General features: G+C 41.1%; 3 protein-coding genes. All 3 read right to left on the reverse strand.

Going from position 1 to position 17,931, the window contains the following annotated elements:
- Positions 1-72 precede the first annotated feature (72 nt).
- The 3 genes from V7K44_RS19015 to V7K44_RS19025 all read right to left on the reverse strand — a co-directional run bounded on the left by V7K44_RS19015 (position 73) and on the right by V7K44_RS19025 (position 17,856).
- Positions 73-6,024: an AAA family ATPase gene (locus V7K44_RS19015; RefSeq protein ID WP_334933467.1), complete on the reverse strand. Its 5,952-nt coding sequence runs from the start codon at positions 6,022-6,024 to the stop codon at positions 73-75.
- A 158-nt stretch (positions 6,025-6,182) separates the two neighbouring features.
- Positions 6,183-11,981: a trifunctional serine/threonine-protein kinase/ATP-binding protein/sensor histidine kinase gene (locus V7K44_RS19020; RefSeq protein ID WP_334933468.1), complete on the reverse strand. Its 5,799-nt coding sequence runs from the start codon at positions 11,979-11,981 to the stop codon at positions 6,183-6,185.
- A gap of 73 nt (positions 11,982-12,054) precedes the next feature.
- A complete protein-coding gene (locus V7K44_RS19025) occupies positions 12,055-17,856 on the reverse strand; it encodes an AAA family ATPase (protein WP_334933469.1) in 5,802 nt (1,933 codons plus the stop codon).
- Positions 17,857-17,931: the final 75 nt, after the last annotated feature.

Consider the following 17,931-nt stretch of genomic DNA (forward strand, 5'->3'; position numbering starts at 1 on the left):
TAGCGTCTCGTAGAGAGCGTCTTGATTCTGACTGGAGGCGGAGCGTCTCCAGCTCCGCTCCTGAATTCTTCTTCATTGCCGTACTGGAATTGCGATCGCAAACTCTGTACCTTTTCCTGGGGAGGAGTTGCAGTGTATTGAACCACCGTGTTTTTCCACAACAATTTGACGGGCGATCGCTAATCCTAAACCCGTTCCTTTTCCTACAGATTTCGTCGTAAACAAATGGTCAAATATCTTTTGCTTGACTGCTTCATTCATGCCATTAGCATTATCAGCAATCGTTATTTTCACCTGATTATCTTGCAATGAGGTTTGAATTTTAATCTTGTTAGGGTTTTCTTGGATTTCTGCAAAATTCCGCCCGGTATTCGACTCATCTAAGGCATCAATGGCATTAGCTAGGATATTCATAAATACTTGGTTTAATTGTCCAGGAAAACATTCAACTTGAGGCAAATTACCATAATCGGTTATTACTTCAATTGCTGGACGTTGCTCATTGGCTTTGAGGCGATGTTTGAGAATTAAAATTGTACTTTCAATCCCTTCATGAATTTTAAATAGCACTTTATAATCTTTATCAGCGCGGGAGAAAGTTCTTAAACTAGTGCTGATATTTTTGAGGCGATCGCACGCCATCACCATTGAATCTATTGCCTTGGGTAAATCTTCTAAACTATAATCTAAGTCAATTTCTTCTGCATGGTCAATAATTTCAGCACCCGGATTAGGTAAAGTTTCTTGATAAAGTTTCAAGTGTTGCACAACATCAGCAATAGTGGGTTTAGCTTGTTTGAGACTTGCAGCAATAAAACCCAAAGGATTATTCATTTCATGGGCTACGCCAGCAACTAAATTACCCAGTGCTGACATTTTCTCACTTTGAACAATTTGTAATTGGGCTTGTTGTAAATCTTCTAAGGCTGTTCCAAGGGCTTGAGATTTTTCTGTAACCGCTGATTCAGCTTGTTTGCGATCGCTAATATTAATAGTTGTTACAACTATGCGATAAACTTTGCCCGTCTCATCTTTTAATGGACTGAGTGTGGTTAACCACCAAGTTTTTTGATGATTAAATGTTAGACATTCTTCATAGGTGATGGGTATTCCGGTTTGGAAACAGCGCAGATGATTTTGAGATACTACTGCACCTTCATCACCATGCAAGTCTTGGGGAGTTTTACCTAGTACTTCCGAAGCAGGTATACCAACTGCTAATTCGCACGATTTACTCCATCCTGTGTACTCAAACTTACCATTATCCCGGACATCAATCACACAGATCAGACAACCAACACCTTCGTAAATACTACTGAGGAACTTTTCTCGCTCCTGGAGATGATTATATAACTGGGCATTTTCCAAAGAAATTGCGGCTTGAGTGCAGAGGAAATTTACAAGAGAAAGGCGATCGCTAGTAAATACCCCTTGAGTCAGTTGATTTTCTAGATAAAGAATCCCTACTAAACGCCCTTGATTAAGAATCGGGGTACATAATACACTCTGGGGTTGTGTTCGCTGCATATATTCCCCAATCAACCCAATAGTATCTGTTTTACAATTGTCTATAACAACTGTTTGTTGAGTATTTTTGACGTAATTGATAATTTTTACGGGAATATCTTGACAATTAGCGAGTGATTGTGGCTCCAGAATAGTTTGTATTTGGTCATGATTGATAAAGGTAATTGCCCTAACTTGCCAATTATCACCAGACACTTTCTTCAACAAGGGTTCCCCCCGCACGGCAGTGTCCTCATCTTGGGGAAGAATTAGTACAGCTTTCTTGGCGCCAGAATTTTCTAAGATAATCTGAGTCAAGCTGGCAATGAGTTGATCTAATTCCAGAGAACTGGAGATAGCTTGAGCGGCTTTGAGGACAGAGGTAAAATCTAGTGCATGAGAAATACTAGTGCTGCCAGTGGTAGAAGTGCGAGTAGATGAGGAAGTGCCACGAAAGCTAATAGTTTCTAAGGTATTGAAGTTGATTCGTTGCTGTTGCAGAATCGATTGGAGTAGTTGGGGATAGCGTTTTTCTAGGTCTTCTATTTTGGCTTTTGCACCCCAACGAGCGTAACAGTAGTATGCTTCTTGCATATATGCTTGGGCAACTCTTTCTTTACCCCAATCGAAATAAAATTTGGCTACTAGTTCATTGCTAAGTGCTTCTTCTTGGATGTAGCCGTTGGCTTTAGCTAGAGTTATGGCGCGATCGTAATTTTCAAGTGCTTCTGCTTTCTTGCCCAACACTCGTTGTTTTTCAGCCTCAACTAAATGCCATTTATGCAGATGATTTGTGGGAGCATTTTGCGCACAACGGTACAGAGTGGTTTGATGGATTTCTACCTGGGCGAGAATTACGGAAAGTTCAATTTCTGGCTGGGTGGAAAATAGGGCTAGGTGCGTTAGGGCTGCATAAAAATGGGAAATTGGAACAAAAATCAATCCTGATACGGCAAGTAAATACTTTTCCCCTTCCTCAATGTAAGCGATCGCAGCTTTGTAATCACCAAAAGAATAGGCAAGCAACAGTTTGTAGATATATAACTCAGCCATCACCGTGAGTTCATTAGCCTGACGATGTTTGGGAATCATCACCGTTTCATCGTAGATAGTGCCGCTCAAACAATCGGGCTGAATTTGGGTTTCTCTGAAGTTCTGTGCCGCCTGCCGCATAATACTTACATAAGTCTGGGCAGAATGTTGCTTCGCCTGAGTTAAAGCGGCGTTGTAACTTGCGATATCTAATTCCAAATTGCTAAGTTCAGAGCCACTCCAAAAGACCGCATAGCTGTAACAACATACGTTATAGCCAGCGTGTAAAAAATCGCCAGTTTCCATACCAGAGGTAAAACCAGCTTTCAGCAACGGTATCGTTGCCGAGAGAGCTTCTTGGTGATGCTGAATAAAGCCACCAAACAACATGGAAATTATGGATTTGAATTCCCGCACATTGAACCGATCCAGCAAATTCAATGCCAATTGCCCAAAACCGTAGCCCCCTTCAACCTCTCCCAAAAAGGCACACAGCACCATTCCGTGCAGCCCATACCCCACAGTGGAGGCGGGCGTATTCCCAAACTGAAGCGATAGAGTCACCATTGTGCAGCTAATCAGGGGCAATAAACCCGGCATTCCCTGAAAAACAGGTGCAAACAACATTCCTAACAGTTGCATGGCTGCCTGTGCTTGAGGATCGGCCATCATTGGTAAGTCAGCTAGTTCCTCAATTCGTTTGCCTGCAAGTTGATTAGCAAGGACTTGTAAAGCTTTACCAATCTCAGCATTGTTTGGCTCAATGGGTAGCTCAACTCCCAATTGCTTTAAGGCATCTCTGCCAACTGCGATCGCTTCTAATAGTCTGCTCTGGGCTGTCTGGGCAGCAATTTGAATTTCGTAAATTTTAACTTTGTCTAAAATCGTCTGGGCTGATTGCAACACCTTTACTGCTATCTGTTCCATGCCATCAAAGTCAGCATTTAAGTAGGCGGCTTCGGCGGCGGCAACATAGAGACTCAGGGTCAATTCATATTGATCTTGCCAGCAATTCACTGTGAGTAGCTCAATCCCAGTTTGTAAATAGGCTCTGGCAGCAGCATAAGCAGTAGAATTTTTAGCTTTACCTGCTGCTGCTAAGTTAAGTCGAGCCAAGGCTTCTCGCTCGTTTGATTGGGCAATCAACTCTTGCCCTAAATTCAAATGTCCAACAATATCAAACAGTTTTTCTTCTTGTTCTATTTGAGAGGAATTTTGTAGAAGTAATTGACCAATTTTGAGATGAGTTGCTTGTTTCTGGTTATCAGGAATTAGAGAATAGGCAGCTTGTTGTACTCTGTCATGTAAAAATCTATATTTGGCTAATTGTTTATTGGTATTCCCAGTTGACAGCGCCAATCGATCGTGATTTTCTCCCTGATAAAATTTATAAACATCACTAATTGGTAAAATCAACCCTTCTTGTAAAGCTTTCCATAAACTAGCAGCTGTTTCAATTTCTGATGACTCCCAAACAATCGCCAAAGTTGCTAAATCAAATTGATTGCCAATGCAAGCTGCTAACTGCAATACATTTTGAGTTGATTGAGGTAGTTTCTGTAATTGAAATACCATGAATTTAACAACATCATCTGTCACCGCTTGCTGATTTATTTTGGTGATATCACATTGCCACCCCCCTTCACTTCCCCCCTTACTAAGGGGAGCCAGTGCGTTGTGGGTGTCTCCCCCGTTGTAGCAACTGGCGTGGGAGAAAGGGGGGTAGTTAAATTCAATTAATCCATCTTGGTGTAATGCTTTGAGAAACTGGATGGCAAAAAACGGATTACCTTGAGTTTTCTGAAATACCAATTGAGAAACAGGTAATGCCGAATCTTTTGTACATTTAAGTGTGTCAGCCACTAATTGATTCACTTGCAATTGACTCAGAGGCGCTAAAGTAATTGTATTAATTGTGGCTGCTGTTTTTTGGATATCATTCAAAGTCAACATTAATGGATGTGCGGAATTGACTTCGTTATCACGATAAGCACCAATTAAAAAAAGATGTTTTGTATCAGCCATTAATAACTGTATTAACATCAACGATGCTGAATCTGCCCATTGCAAATCATCTAAAAACATCACTAATGGATGTTTTTCACTGGTAAAGACTTGGGTAAATTTCTGAAATAATAAATTAAACCGATTTTGAGCGGCATTTCCTGATAATTCTGTAGCAGGTGGTTGTTTACCAATAATTCTTTCTAATTCGGGGATAACTTCAATAATTACCTGTCCATTATCACCTACAGCAGCTAAAATATTGGTTTTAAATTGCTGGATTTGAGCATCGCTTTCGGTTAATAATTGCCCCATTAAATCGCGGAAGGCTTGCACAAAAGCACTAAAGGGAATATTTCGTTGAAATTGGTCATATTTCCCTTTGATAAAATAACCGCGTTTTTTGACGATTGGTTTATGAACTTCGTTAACTACAACGGTTTTACCAATACCCGAAAAACCAGCCACCAGCATCATTTCTGTCGCACCTGTACTAACTCGCTCAAATGCTTGCAGGAGAGTTTCTACTTCTGTTTCTCGTCCATAAAGTTTATCAGGGATAATAAAGCGATCGCACAGATCCCGTTGAGCAATTGGGAAATGCTTAATTTCACCAGTTTCTTGGAGTTTAGATAAACAAGTTTCTAAATCAAATTTCAGTCCTAATGCACTCTGATAGCGGTCTTCAGCATTTTTTGCCATCAATTTCATGACAATATCTGACAACACTTGCGGAATCTCTTCACTTTTAACTTTTGACTTTTGACTTTTAACTTCCTGAAGGGATGGTGGAAGTTTTGCTAGATGACAATGTACCAACTCCATCGCGTCGTTTGAATGGAAGGGTAATTCACCCGTAAGTAGTTCGTAAAAAGTGACACCTAAAGAATATAAATCAGTCCGATAGTCAATCCCCCGATTCATTCTTCCTGTTTGTTCAGGAGAAATATAACCAAGTGTCCCTTCCAAGACATTGGGATTAATTAGTGTTTGCGTTTCTCGTGGTAGTAGGGATGCAATACTAAAGTCAATTAATTTAACTTGTTTGGTTTCGGGATTAATTAAAACATTGGCGGGTTTGATATCTTTATGAATAATCCGCTCTCGGTAGAGTATATCTAAGGTATTGCACAGTGCGATCGCTATCTCCAAAAACTCTATCAGAAATTCTACGCTTCCCCCCATTCTCCACTCTTTGAGAGAAATTCCCCCAAAGTCTTCCATCACTAGCGCATAACCATTTTGATGCGGTTCTAGGCTATAGGTTTGGACGATCAGAGGTGAGTTGAGATTCTTAGCTATGGTGTACTGATTACGAAACGACAAAAGTTCGCTGAAACTCGGATAAGGATTTTTCAGCAACTTAATCACTACGGGTAATGAGTCAGTCTCTCGATACCCTCGATAAACAATGGTTCTAGAACCATTGTAGAGTTCTTCGTTAACCTTATATCCGGGAATATTGACTCTCGTACTAACCATACTGCTAAATCTTTAAGACTCCAGATATAGTGTTCCCAGATATAAAGCGAACCCGTCGCTTTACGACTTGAAATTTTGAGGATTTAGAGTCAAAGAAAATCGGCGCTAATCCCATCCCTTCTCTACGAGACACGGTGCGAACAAAGAGTGTCCGAGATTCATACCGGAATTTCAATGGTAAATTCTGTACCCTCACCTAGAACCGAGTTAAAACTTAATTTTCCGCCGTGGGTTTCTTCAACGATTTGCCGAGCGATCGCTAACCCTAACCCCGTTCCTTTTCCGACAGCTTTCGTCGTAAATAAATGGTCAAATATTTTGGATTTGACTTGTTCATTCATCCCCTGACCATTATCAGTGATGGCAATTTTAACTAAATCATTTTCGATTGAAGTTGTAATTGTAATGCAGTTAGGATTAGCTTTAATTTCTTCAAAGCTGCGTCCATGATTAAATTCATCTAATGCATCAATAGCATTCGCTAAAAGATTCATAAATACCTGATTTAATTGACCAGGGAAACATTCTACTTGAGGTAAATTACCGTAGTTGGTGACAACTTCAATTGCGGGGCGTTGTTCGTTAGCTTTCAGACGATGTTTGAGAATAAGAATAGTGCTATCAATCCCTTGGTGGATATTGAAAGGCACTTTGTAATCTTGGTCTGCACGAGAGAAAGTACGTAAACTGGTGCTGATGTTTTTGAGGCGATCGCAGGCCATCGACATAGAATCAATCATCTTGGGTAAGTCTGATAAGCTATAATCCAAGTCGATTTCTTCGGCGTGGTCTTTGATTTCCTCATTTTTGTTGGGTAAACTTTTTTGATATAGTCCGAGATGTTCAACAATATCAGCTAGGGTGGGTTTAGCAAGTTTTAGACTGGCAGCAATAAAACCCAAAGGATTATTCATTTCGTGAGCTACCCCTGCGACTAAATTACCCAACGCAGACATTTTTTCACTTTGCACTATTTGTAATTGGGCATTTTGCAGTTCTTGCTCTGCTCGTTTGCGTTCGTGTAGCGCAGCTTGCTGTTCGCTAATATCCAAAAACAATCCATCCCAAACCATAGACCCATCGGCAAATCTTTGGATTTGAGATTCCCCATGAATCCACTTGATAATTCCTGATGGGGTGATAATTCGCCCTGACCAGTGCCAGAGAGATTCGGTTTGAATGGTGTGAGTTTGGGACTGTAGAAAACTTGCGATGTCATCTGGATGCACCATATTTTGGAAAAACTGCCAATCAGACATAGCTTGCTCTGGGGTAATTTCCAGTAAGCTGTAACAGTCAGCACTGATGTAGCTCAACGATATAACCCCATCGGCACTCATGGGATATTGAAAAACTACCCCAGGCACATTGTTTACCAAGCTATGGAAGCGAGAGTTACTCGCACTCAATGAGTTGAGTGATTCCTCTAGCTGTTGGGAATATTCTAGCGATCGCTCATAAAGTCGAGCATTTTCCAAAGAAATCGCGGCTTGGGCGCAGAGTAAATTCAGAAGTTCGACGCGATCGCTTGTAAACACCCCCGTTGCTAGATTATTTTCTAGATATAAAATGCCCATCAACTTCCCTTGATGCAAAATCGGGCTACACAAGATACTCTTGGGCTGCTGACGGATGATATAGGGGTCATTGGCTAAGGTGCGATCGGCACTGGCATCAACTATTACAGCAGTTTGCTTCTCATGCAAGACTTTGTAAATCAGTCTGTGGGGAATGTCCTGGCTATCTTCAATGGGAATACGCTGCAAGACAACTGGCTTTGAATCTGTGGTAATTGACCCTTTGATTAACAGGCGCGAGTCTCGCATAAGCATTAATACGCATTTATCAGCCCCCGCATTTTCGATGACGATCGAAAGCAACGATGAAAGTAGATTTTCCAGTTCGATTTCACCGGAAATAGTATGAGAAGCTTTGAGAATACTAGCTAAATCTAAAGCCAGAGAAACATTACTACTGGATGTGGCTGAACTGGTGGAGGTGACACTACCCAATGTGAACAGAGTTTCGTGAGTTGAGAAAGGAGAACGGGTTTGCTCTAATATAGGTGTAAGTAGTTGCGGATAGCGTTTTTCTAAGTCGGCTACTTTGGCTTTTGCACCCCAACGAGAATATGCATAGTAGGCTGCAATCATGTATTCCCCGGCTATGCGCTTTTTGCCCCAATCTAGGTAGAATTTTGCTGCCAGTTCGTTAGCAAGTGCTTCTTCTTGGGTATATTCGTTGGCTTTGGCTAGAGTTATCGCCTTGTCGTAAAACTCAATTGCTTCGGCTTTTTGCCCTAACACTCGACATTTTTCCGCCTCTACCAAATCAACCTTATGTTGATAATTCATGGGTGCATGATACGCCCATTGCTGTAACTTGGTTTGGTTTTCTATGACACCCTGCAATTCTTCTGATGCTTCATCTAACTGTGGATTTAATTGTGCCAGAGTTAGCAGAGAATCATAAAGATAAAATACTGGTTCGGTGACTAATCCCGCACCAGCCATAAAATAGCGCCTGACTTCAATAGCATGATTTTTCGCTGGCTCAATTTCTCCAAACAAGAAACAAAGCATTAGTTTATACAAATGGAAAATATACAATCCATATCCATCTTTGGCAGACTCTAGCTGCTGGAGAAATTCTGTTTCTTCAAGGGCTTTCCCAGACAAAAGGGTGGTATGTTCTGCAACACCTAACAGATTTAAAACAGGTTGCCAATAAATCCGGCAATAATTTGCGGTTGTTAATTGATTTAATTGCGTCAAACTATGGCAGTAAGCGCAAATATCCTGCTCTAAGGTAGCCAAGGATTGACTGTACCAAAAAGAATTGAGACAAAAAGTGTGCCCGTTATATCCAGCAAGTACCAGGTTTCCAAATTCTAAGGCACTGGTGTAACCCTCTTGCAAGAGGGGTAGTGTTTCTTTAATGTGAGATTTGCGGTGTACAATAAATATCCCCAAGATCATCAAAACATCTGTTTTACTTGCTTTGGCATCGAGTTTTGAAATAATCTGGAGTGCCAGGGAACCAAACTGCGATCCTGTATCTATGGCTTGTAAGAAATTGAAGAGAATATTGCCATAGGTCGCATAGCCTAAAGCAGAAGTCGATGTGTTACCGTACTGAATTGATAGTTTAACGGACAAACTATTCAGCAATGGGTACAGTGCAGAGCCAGAGAGATAAGCTGCCGGGATAAGGAAATTGACAATTTTAAGAGTACCAAGTTTTTCTGCATCCGTCATCTCAGGCAAGTGAACCAAATCAGCGATTTCCCTATCTCCAATGAGTTCCTCAATCTGTTGGATTTCCTGTTGAATATCTGATGGTGTCGGTGTTTCAGGAAAGGTGACACCAAGCTGTTGTAAAATTGGTTGGGCGATCGCGATCGCTGATGTCAGTTTACTTTGGGAAATATGAGATTGAATTCTAATACAGTAAACATTGACTTTTTCAGGTAAGGAGCGTGCTTGTTGAATGACAATATCAATAAACTGTTCCATCGCCTCAAAGTTGCCATTTAGCATTGCTACTTCCGCAGCTAATTCATATAAGGCGAGGGTCATTTCATACTGCTGCTGCCAAGTATTTTCTGACAACAAAGACAATCCCACTGTCGCATATTCACGCGCTGCTTGATAGGCGGTTGAAGTTTTAGCTTTGCGACAGGCAATTAAATTAAGTCCAGCTAATTCTTCTCGTTGAGTTGGTTGGGTAATTAAAGCAGTTCCGTGATTTAATTGATTGACCACTTCAAAAATCCGGTCAACTCTAGCTTGTGTGGAAATCTGTTGTAGAAGCAGTTGTCCGATTTGGTAATGAGTCGTTTGTTTTTGGTCATCAGGAATTAGGGAATAGGCTGCTTGTTGAACGCGATCGTGTAAAAATTTGTAGGTAACATTTTGAGACTTTTCTGAAGTAACGGCTTGACTTTCTGCCCCTACATAAAATTTATAAACATCACTGAGCGGTAAAATCAATCCTTCTTGCAATGCTTTCCATAAATTGGCTGCGGTTTCTACTTCTGAGTGTTCTGAAACAATTGCTAATGTTGTTAGCTCGAACTGATTGCCAATACAAGCGGCTAACTTCAGAATATTCTGGGTTGCTAAAGGTAACTTCTCTAATTGCAACGCCATAAATTCTACAACATCATCGGTCAAGGCTTGTTGATTAATTTTGGACAGATCGCATTGCCAACAGCCTAACTCCAAGTTAAATTGAATGAGATTTTCTTCGTGTAGGGCTTTGAGAAATTGGGTGGCAAAAAATGGGTTGCCTTTAGTTTTTTGATAGACTAATTGTGAAAGGGGTAATGCCAAATTTGCTGTACTTTTTAGGGTATCAGCGACTAATTGATTGATTTGGGATTGACTCAGGGGTGTTAAAGTAATAGTGTTAATGATTGCTTGGTTTTTTTGGATTTCACTCAAAGTCAACATTAATGGATGGGCTGGATTGACTTCGTTATCTCGATAAGCACCAATGATGAAAAGATGACCTGTATCAGCCATTAATAGCTGCATCAACTTTAATGATGCTGAATCAGCCCATTGTAAATCATCTAAAAACATCACTAATGGATGTTCGGCGCTAGTAAAGACTTGGGTGAATTTTTGAAACAATAAATTAAAGCGATTTTGGGCTGCCGTTCCTGATAATTCTACTGCTGGTGGTTGTTCGCCAATGATTTTTTCTAATTCGGGAATGACTTCAATAATTACCTGACCATTCTCTCCAACAGTTTCTAATATTTGATTTTTCCATTGCTCTAGTTGGACATCACTTTCGGTTAACAATTGCCCCATTAAATCCCGAAATGCTTGTACAAAAGCAGAGAAGGGAATATTGCGTTGAAATTGGTCATATTTTCCTTTGATAAAATAACCGCGTTGCCGAACAATTGGTTTATGAACTTCGTTGACAACGGCGGTTTTTCCAATACCCGAAAAACCTGCTACCAGCATCATTTCTGTTGCACCAAGACTGACTCGCTCAAATGCTTGCAGTAAAGTTTCTGCTTCGGTTTCTCGTCCGTAGAGTTTGTCGGGAATGATGAAGCGATCGCACACATCCCGTTGTCCAATCAGAAAGTTTTCAATGGTACCAGAAACTTGTAGCTGATATAAACATTTTTCTAAATCCAATTTCAGTCCCAAGGCACTCTGATATCTCTCTTCCGCATTCTTCGCCATCAATTTCATGACGATATCTGAAATCACCTGGGGTATCTCATCTCTAGTAACTGAAGGAGGTTGTTTTGCAATATGACAATGCACCAACTCCATTGGATCGTTTGATTGAAATGGCAAAACTCCAGTCAGTAATTCGTAGAATGTCACACCCAAAGAATAAAAATCAGTGCGGTAGTCAATTCCCCGATTCATTCTTCCTGTTTGTTCTGGGGAAATATAAGCGAGTGTCCCTTCTAATACATTGGGATTGATTAATGTCTGCGTTTCCCGTGGGAGTAAAGATGCAATACTAAAGTCAATTAATTTAACTTGTTTGGTTTCGGGATTAATTAAAATATTGGCGGGTTTGATATCTTTATGAATAATCCGCTCTCGGTAGAGTATATCTAAGGTATTGCACAGTGCGATCGCAATTTCTAAAAAATCCTGTAGAGATTGCCCCCTTGCCTTAACTTCCCAATCCTTGAGAGAAATCCCCCCAAAGTCTTCCATCACCAGCGCATAGCCATTTTGGTATGCTTGGAGGCTGTAGGTTTGGACGATCAGGGGAGAGTTGAGATTTTTAGCAATGGTGTATTGATTCCGAAACGACAAGAGTTCGTTAAAATCTGGATATGGATTTTTCAGCAATTTAATGGCTACAGGTAATGAGTCAGCCTCCCGATAGCCGCGATAAACTACGGTTCTCGAACCATTGTAGAGTTCTTCGCTGATGCGATATCCGGGAATACTGACAAGAGTGCTAACCATACTGCTAAATCCTTAGATTTCCAGGTTTAGTATTCCCAGATATCTGAAGCGTGTTTAACATTAAATACAAAACTTATACTGGGATTTCAATGATAAATTCTGTACTTAGACCTATAACTGAGTTAAAACTCAATTTTCCGCTGTGGGTTGATTCGACAATTTGCCGAGCGATCGCTAACCCCAAACCTGTCCCTTTCCCGACAGCTTTCGTAGTAAATAAATGGTCAAATATTTTTGATTTTACCTCTTCATCCATCCCCTTACCATTATCCGCGATCGCAATTCTAACTAGACTATTTTCGATTGAGGTTGTAATTATAATGCAGTTAGGATTGAGTTTAATTTCTTCAAAGCTACGTTCCTGACTAGATTCATCCAAGGCATCAATAGCATTTGCTAAAACATTCATAAACACCTGATTTAATTGACCGGGGAAGCATTCAATTTGAGGTAAATTACCGTAATTGGTGACAACTTCAATTGCAGGACGTTGTTCGTTAGCTTTCAGACGATGTTTGAGAATAAGAATAGTGCTATCAATCCCTTGGTGGATATTGAAAGGCACTTTGTAATCTTGGTCTGCACGAGAGAAAGTACGTAAACTGGTGCTGATGTTTTTTAGGCGATCGCAGGCCATAGACATAGAATCAATCATCTTGGGCAAGTCTTCTAAAGTATATTCCAAGTCAATTTCTTCGGCGTGGTTAAGAATTGCATCAGCTTTGTTGGGTAAACTTTCTTGATATAGTTTTAAGTGTTCGATAATATCGGCGAAAGTTGGTTTAGCTTGTTTTAGACTGGCAGCAATAAAACCAAGAGGATTATTCATTTCGTGAGCAACACCTGCAACTAAATTACCCAACGCAGACATTTTCTCACTTTGGATCATTTGTAATTGGGCGTTTTGCAGATCAGTTAGCGCTTGTTGTAAGGCAAGTTCAGCTTTTTTGCGTAAGCGAAGCTCGTCGTAGACATCGCTAATATCTCGAGAAATCGATGCCAAATAAAGTGGCTGATTGGTGAGAGGATCTTTGATCGTAAAGAGTAAGTAATCAGTAGGAATCAACTCCCCAGTTTGGAAATGGCGAAAGTTACACTCTCCATAACCAACACCCTGCTGCATCACGCGAGGTAGGATTTCTTGCTCGATCCGCTCAAAGTCTTCTGATGCGTGAAAATCGCGCATATAAAAGTTGGAGATTTCGGCATTGCTATCAAGTCCAACTAACTGTCGTCCGGCTGTATTCAGATAAATGGCTTGTCCAGTCAGCGTGGCGATGCCGATAAAATCAGTGCTGGTTTGCACTAAGGCTGCCAATTTTTGCTGTTCTCGCAAGGCTTGTTCAAGCTGCTGGGCGTAGGTTTGTGATTTTTCATACAATTGAGCATTTTCCAAAGAAATCGCCGCCTGAGCGCAAAGTAAATTTAGTAGTTCGACGCGATCGCTCGTGAACGCCCCCGTTGTTAACTTGTTTTCTAGATATAAAATGCCCATCAATTTACCTTGATGCAAAATCGGGCTACACAAGATACTCTTAGGCTGCTTACGGATGATATAGGGGTCACAGGCTAAGGTTGGATCGGCGATCGCATTAATTAGCACAGCAGTCTGCTTGTTGTGCAAGACCTTGTAAATTAGCTTCAGGGGAATATCTTGACTCTCCTCAACCAGAAGGCACTGCAACACAACTGGTTCCGAACCCTCAATAATTGACCCTTTAATTAACAGGCGCGAGTCTCGCAACAGCATTAACACGCATTTATCAGCCCCGGCATTTTCGATGATGATGGAAAGCAATGATGAAAGCAGTTTTTCGAGTTCGATTTCGCCTGAGATAGCTTGAGAAGCTTTGAGAATTGCAGCTAAATCTAAAGCTACAGAAACACTGCTACTGCTGGAACTAGGGGAACTAGTGGAGGTGACACTCCCCAAGGCGAAAATAGTTTCGTTAGTTGAGAGGGGAGAACGGGTTTGCTGTAATATAGGGGCAAGCAGTTGGGGATAGCGTCTTTCCAAGTCAGCAACCTTGCCTTTAGCACCCCAACGGGCATAGGCATAGTAGGCTTCAGTCATGTATTCTTGGGCAATACGCTGTTTGCCCCAGTCGAGGTAGAATTTAGCTGCCAATTCGTTGGCTAGCGCTTCTTCTTGAATGTATTCGTTGGCTTTGGCTCCAAAAATTGCCTTGTCGTATAGCTCAATTGCTTCACTTTTCTGTCCTAAGACTCGACATTTTTCAGCTTCTACCAAATCAACCTTATGCTGATAATTCATCGGGGCATGATGCGCCCAGTGCTGTAGCTTGGTTTGGTTTTGCGCCACCCGTTCTAGTAAGGTTGACACCTCGCCTACCTGTTGACTTAACATTTCCATAGAAATCAGAGAATCATAGAAATAAAATGCAGCTTCACTGACCATTCCCGCAGTAACACTCAAATAGCGTTTCGCCTCAAGCGCATGGTTGTTAGCCGACTCAAACTCGCTAAACAAAAAGCAAAGGGTCAATTTATACACATAGAAGTGAGACAACCCAAAGAGGTCATTGGCAGACCGCAACAGAGCCAGAAATTCCGTTTCTTGGAAGACTGACCCAGATAAAATGGTAGGATGCTCTGCGAAACCCAGTAAATTTAGGATCGATTGTAAATAGATCAGACACCAACTAGCCGATGTTAATTGGTTAATTTGCACCAAACCATTGTAATAGGCGCGTGTATCCTGTTCCACAGTGGCAAGGGGCTGACTGCACCAAAAAGCATTCAGGCAGAAACAGTATCCACTATATCCGGCGAATTGCAGGTTTCCAACTTCTAGGCCTGTTGCATAGCTCTCCCTTAAGAGAGGTAACGATGCTTTGATGTGAGATTTTCGGTGCAAGACAAACCCTCCCAATATCTCTAATACTTCAGGTTTAGTCGCTTTCGCATCGAATTTTAAGACTACATTCAATGCCAACTGGCCAAACTCTATGGCTGAATCCACATCTTGCAAGAAATTACACATAATGAGGGTATAGCCAACATAGCTAGAAGCTGAAGCAGAGATGTTTCCGTACCGCAGGGATAATTTGACTGATAGGGCAATCAGTAATGAAAACAAAGGAGAGCCACAGGTTACAGCTGCTGGTAAGCTGCTATTGGCAATCTGGATAATAGCAATTGTGTTCGCATCTGTCATCACTGGCAGGTGAACAAAATCTTCAATTTTCCGATCTCCAATCAGTTCTCTAATCTCTTCAATTGACTGTTGAATATCTTCTGGTGTTGGTGATTCGGTCATCGTTACGCCCAACTGTTGCAGCAGTTTTAATCCGATCGCAAGGGCTTCAGTCGATTTATTCTGGTAGATATTTGCTTCAATTCTAATGCGGTAAACATTGGCCTTTTCTAGTAAAGAGTGTGCCTGTTCAATGACGATCTTAATGAACTGTTCCATCGACTCAAAGTCACCGCCTAGCATTGCCACTTCCGCTGCTAATTCATGGAAGGCGAGGGTCATTTCATACTGCTGTTGCCAACCGTTTTCCCGCAACAGAGATAATCCCACTGCGGCATATTCACGAGCCGCTTGATAGGCGGTAGCGGCTTTGGCTTTGTGACAGGCGATGAGGTTAAGTTGTGCTAGTTCTTCTCGTTCTCTTTGTTGGTTAATTAAAGCAGTTCCATAATTTAATTGATTGACCACTTCAAAAATCCGGTCTTCTATTCCTGATGAGGAAATCTGTTGTAAAAGCAGTTGTCCGATTTGGTAATGAGTCGTCTGTTTTTGATTTTCAGGAATCAGAGAATAGGCGGCTTGTTGGACGCGATCGTGTAAAAATCGATAAGTTGGATTCGCTGCTGTATCAGCAAGCAATGTACTGTCAGACTGAATAAAGAACTTATAGATTTCTGTATTCGGAATAATCAAACCTTCTTGTAAGGCTTTCCATAAATCATCTGCGATTATTTCCGGGGATTTTTCTGAAACAATCGCCAGGGTATTCAAATCAAACTGTGCCCCAATACAAGCAGCCAGTTTCAGAGTATTCTGAGTTGTCAGCGACAATTTCTGTAATTGTAGTGCCATAAACTCGACGACATCATCTGTCAGAGAAAGCGACCGGACTGCCGCAATATCGGATTGCCAATGTCGTGTTTCCCAGTTAAAAGTAATGTATTGATCTTCATGCAATGATTTGAGAAACTGGGTGGCAAAGAAGGGATTACCCTGAGTTTTTTGGTATACCAATTCGGTCAAAGGTTGCGCTAAGGATAATTCGCAATTTAGCGTATCTGCTACCAAATGATTCAGATTGACTAAATTTAACGGTTGTAGTGTAATGGTGTTGACTACTGCGCCAGTTTTGACGATTTCATCTACAGTGAGAATGAAGGGGTGAGCGGGTGACACTTCGTTATCTCGATACGCACCCAATACCAATAAATGTCCGGTTTCTGCTATCAATAATTGTAGCAATTTCAGCGAGGCTGAATCTGCCCATTGCAAGTCATCTAAAAACATCACTAAAGGATGTTCAATACTTGTGAAGATTTGCACGAACTTTGGCAATAACAAATTAAATCGATTTTGGGCAGCCGTTCCTGATAATTCTGTAGCTGGGGGCTGTGAGCCAATAATATTTTCTAATTCAGGAATTACGTCAATTAAAACTTGTCCGTTGTCTCCCAGTGCGGCTAATATTTTATTTTTCCAGGTTTGTATTTGCCGATCTGATTCTGATAGCAATTGCCCCATCAAATCCCGGAATGCTTGCACAAAGGCACTAAAGGGAATATTGCGTTGAAATTGGTCATATTTGCCTTTGATAAAATAGCCACGTTGTCTGACAATTGGTTTATGAACTTCGTTGACAACTGCTGTTTTTCCAATACCAGAGAAACCTGCGACGAGCATTATTTCTGTTGCACCAAGGCTGACTCTTTCAAATGCTTGGAGTAGAGTTGATACTTCGGTTTCTCGTCCATAAAGTTTATCGGGAATGATGAAGCGATCGCACACATCCCTCTGTGCAATTCCAAAGCTTTCAATCTTACCAGAAACTTGTAGCTGATGTAAACAATTTTCTAAATCAAACTTCAGTCCTAATGCACTCTGATATCTATCTTCTGCATTTTTCGCCATCAATTTCATGACGATATCTGAAATCACCTGCGGTATTTCATCTCTAATAACTGAAGCAGGTTGTTTTGCAATATGACAATGCACCAACTCCATCGGATCGTTTGATTGAAATGGCAAAACTCCAGTCAGTAATTCGTAGAATGTCACACCTAAAGAATAGAAGTCTGTGCGGTAATCAATCCCGCGATTCATTCTTCCTGTTTGTTCTGGGGAAATATAAGCAAGTGTCCCTTCTAAGACGTTGGGATTGATTAGTGTTTGCGTTTCTCGTGGTAGTAAAGATGCAATACTAAAATCAATTAATTTAACTTGTTTGGTTTCGGGATTAATTAAAATATTCGCTGGTTTGATATCTTTATGAATAATCCGCTCTCGGTAGAGTATATCTAGGGTATTGCACAGTGCGATCGCTATCTCCAAAAACTCCATCAGAGATTCTCCGCTTCTCCCCACCCTCCATTCCTTGAGAGAAATCCCTCCAAAGTCTTCCATCAACAGCGCATAGCCATTTTGGTGTGGTTCTAGGCTATAAGTTTGGGTGATTAGCTCTGAGTTGAGATTTTTAGCGATGCTGTACTGATTGCGAAACGACAAGAGTTCCGAGAAGTTGGGATAAGGGTTTTTCAGTAGTTTAATCACTACTGGTAATGAATCAGTTTCTCGATATCCTCGATAAACCAGAGTTCTGGAACCATTGTAGAGTTCTTCACTAATGCGATATCCGGGAATATTGACAAAGATACTTACCATGTTGCTAAATCTGTGAAACTTCCAAATTTAGTATTCCCAAAAAAGATCCCCGACTTCGCGAAGTCGGGGATCTGA

The sequence above is a fragment of the Nostoc sp. genome, assembly GCF_036917235.1.
Lineage (GTDB): Bacteria > Cyanobacteriota > Cyanobacteriia > Cyanobacteriales > Nostocaceae > Nostoc.

Excerpts from the sequence above, each read along its gene's own strand:
- V7K44_RS19015 (WP_334933467.1), bottom strand. The coding sequence starts at position 6,024 with ATGGTTAGTACGAGAGTCAATATTCCCGGATATAAGGTTAACGAAGAA.
- V7K44_RS19020 (WP_334933468.1), bottom strand. The coding sequence starts at position 11,981 with ATGGTTAGCACTCTTGTCAGTATTCCCGGATATCGCATCAGCGAAGAA.
- V7K44_RS19025 (WP_334933469.1), bottom strand. The coding sequence starts at position 17,856 with ATGGTAAGTATCTTTGTCAATATTCCCGGATATCGCATTAGTGAAGAA.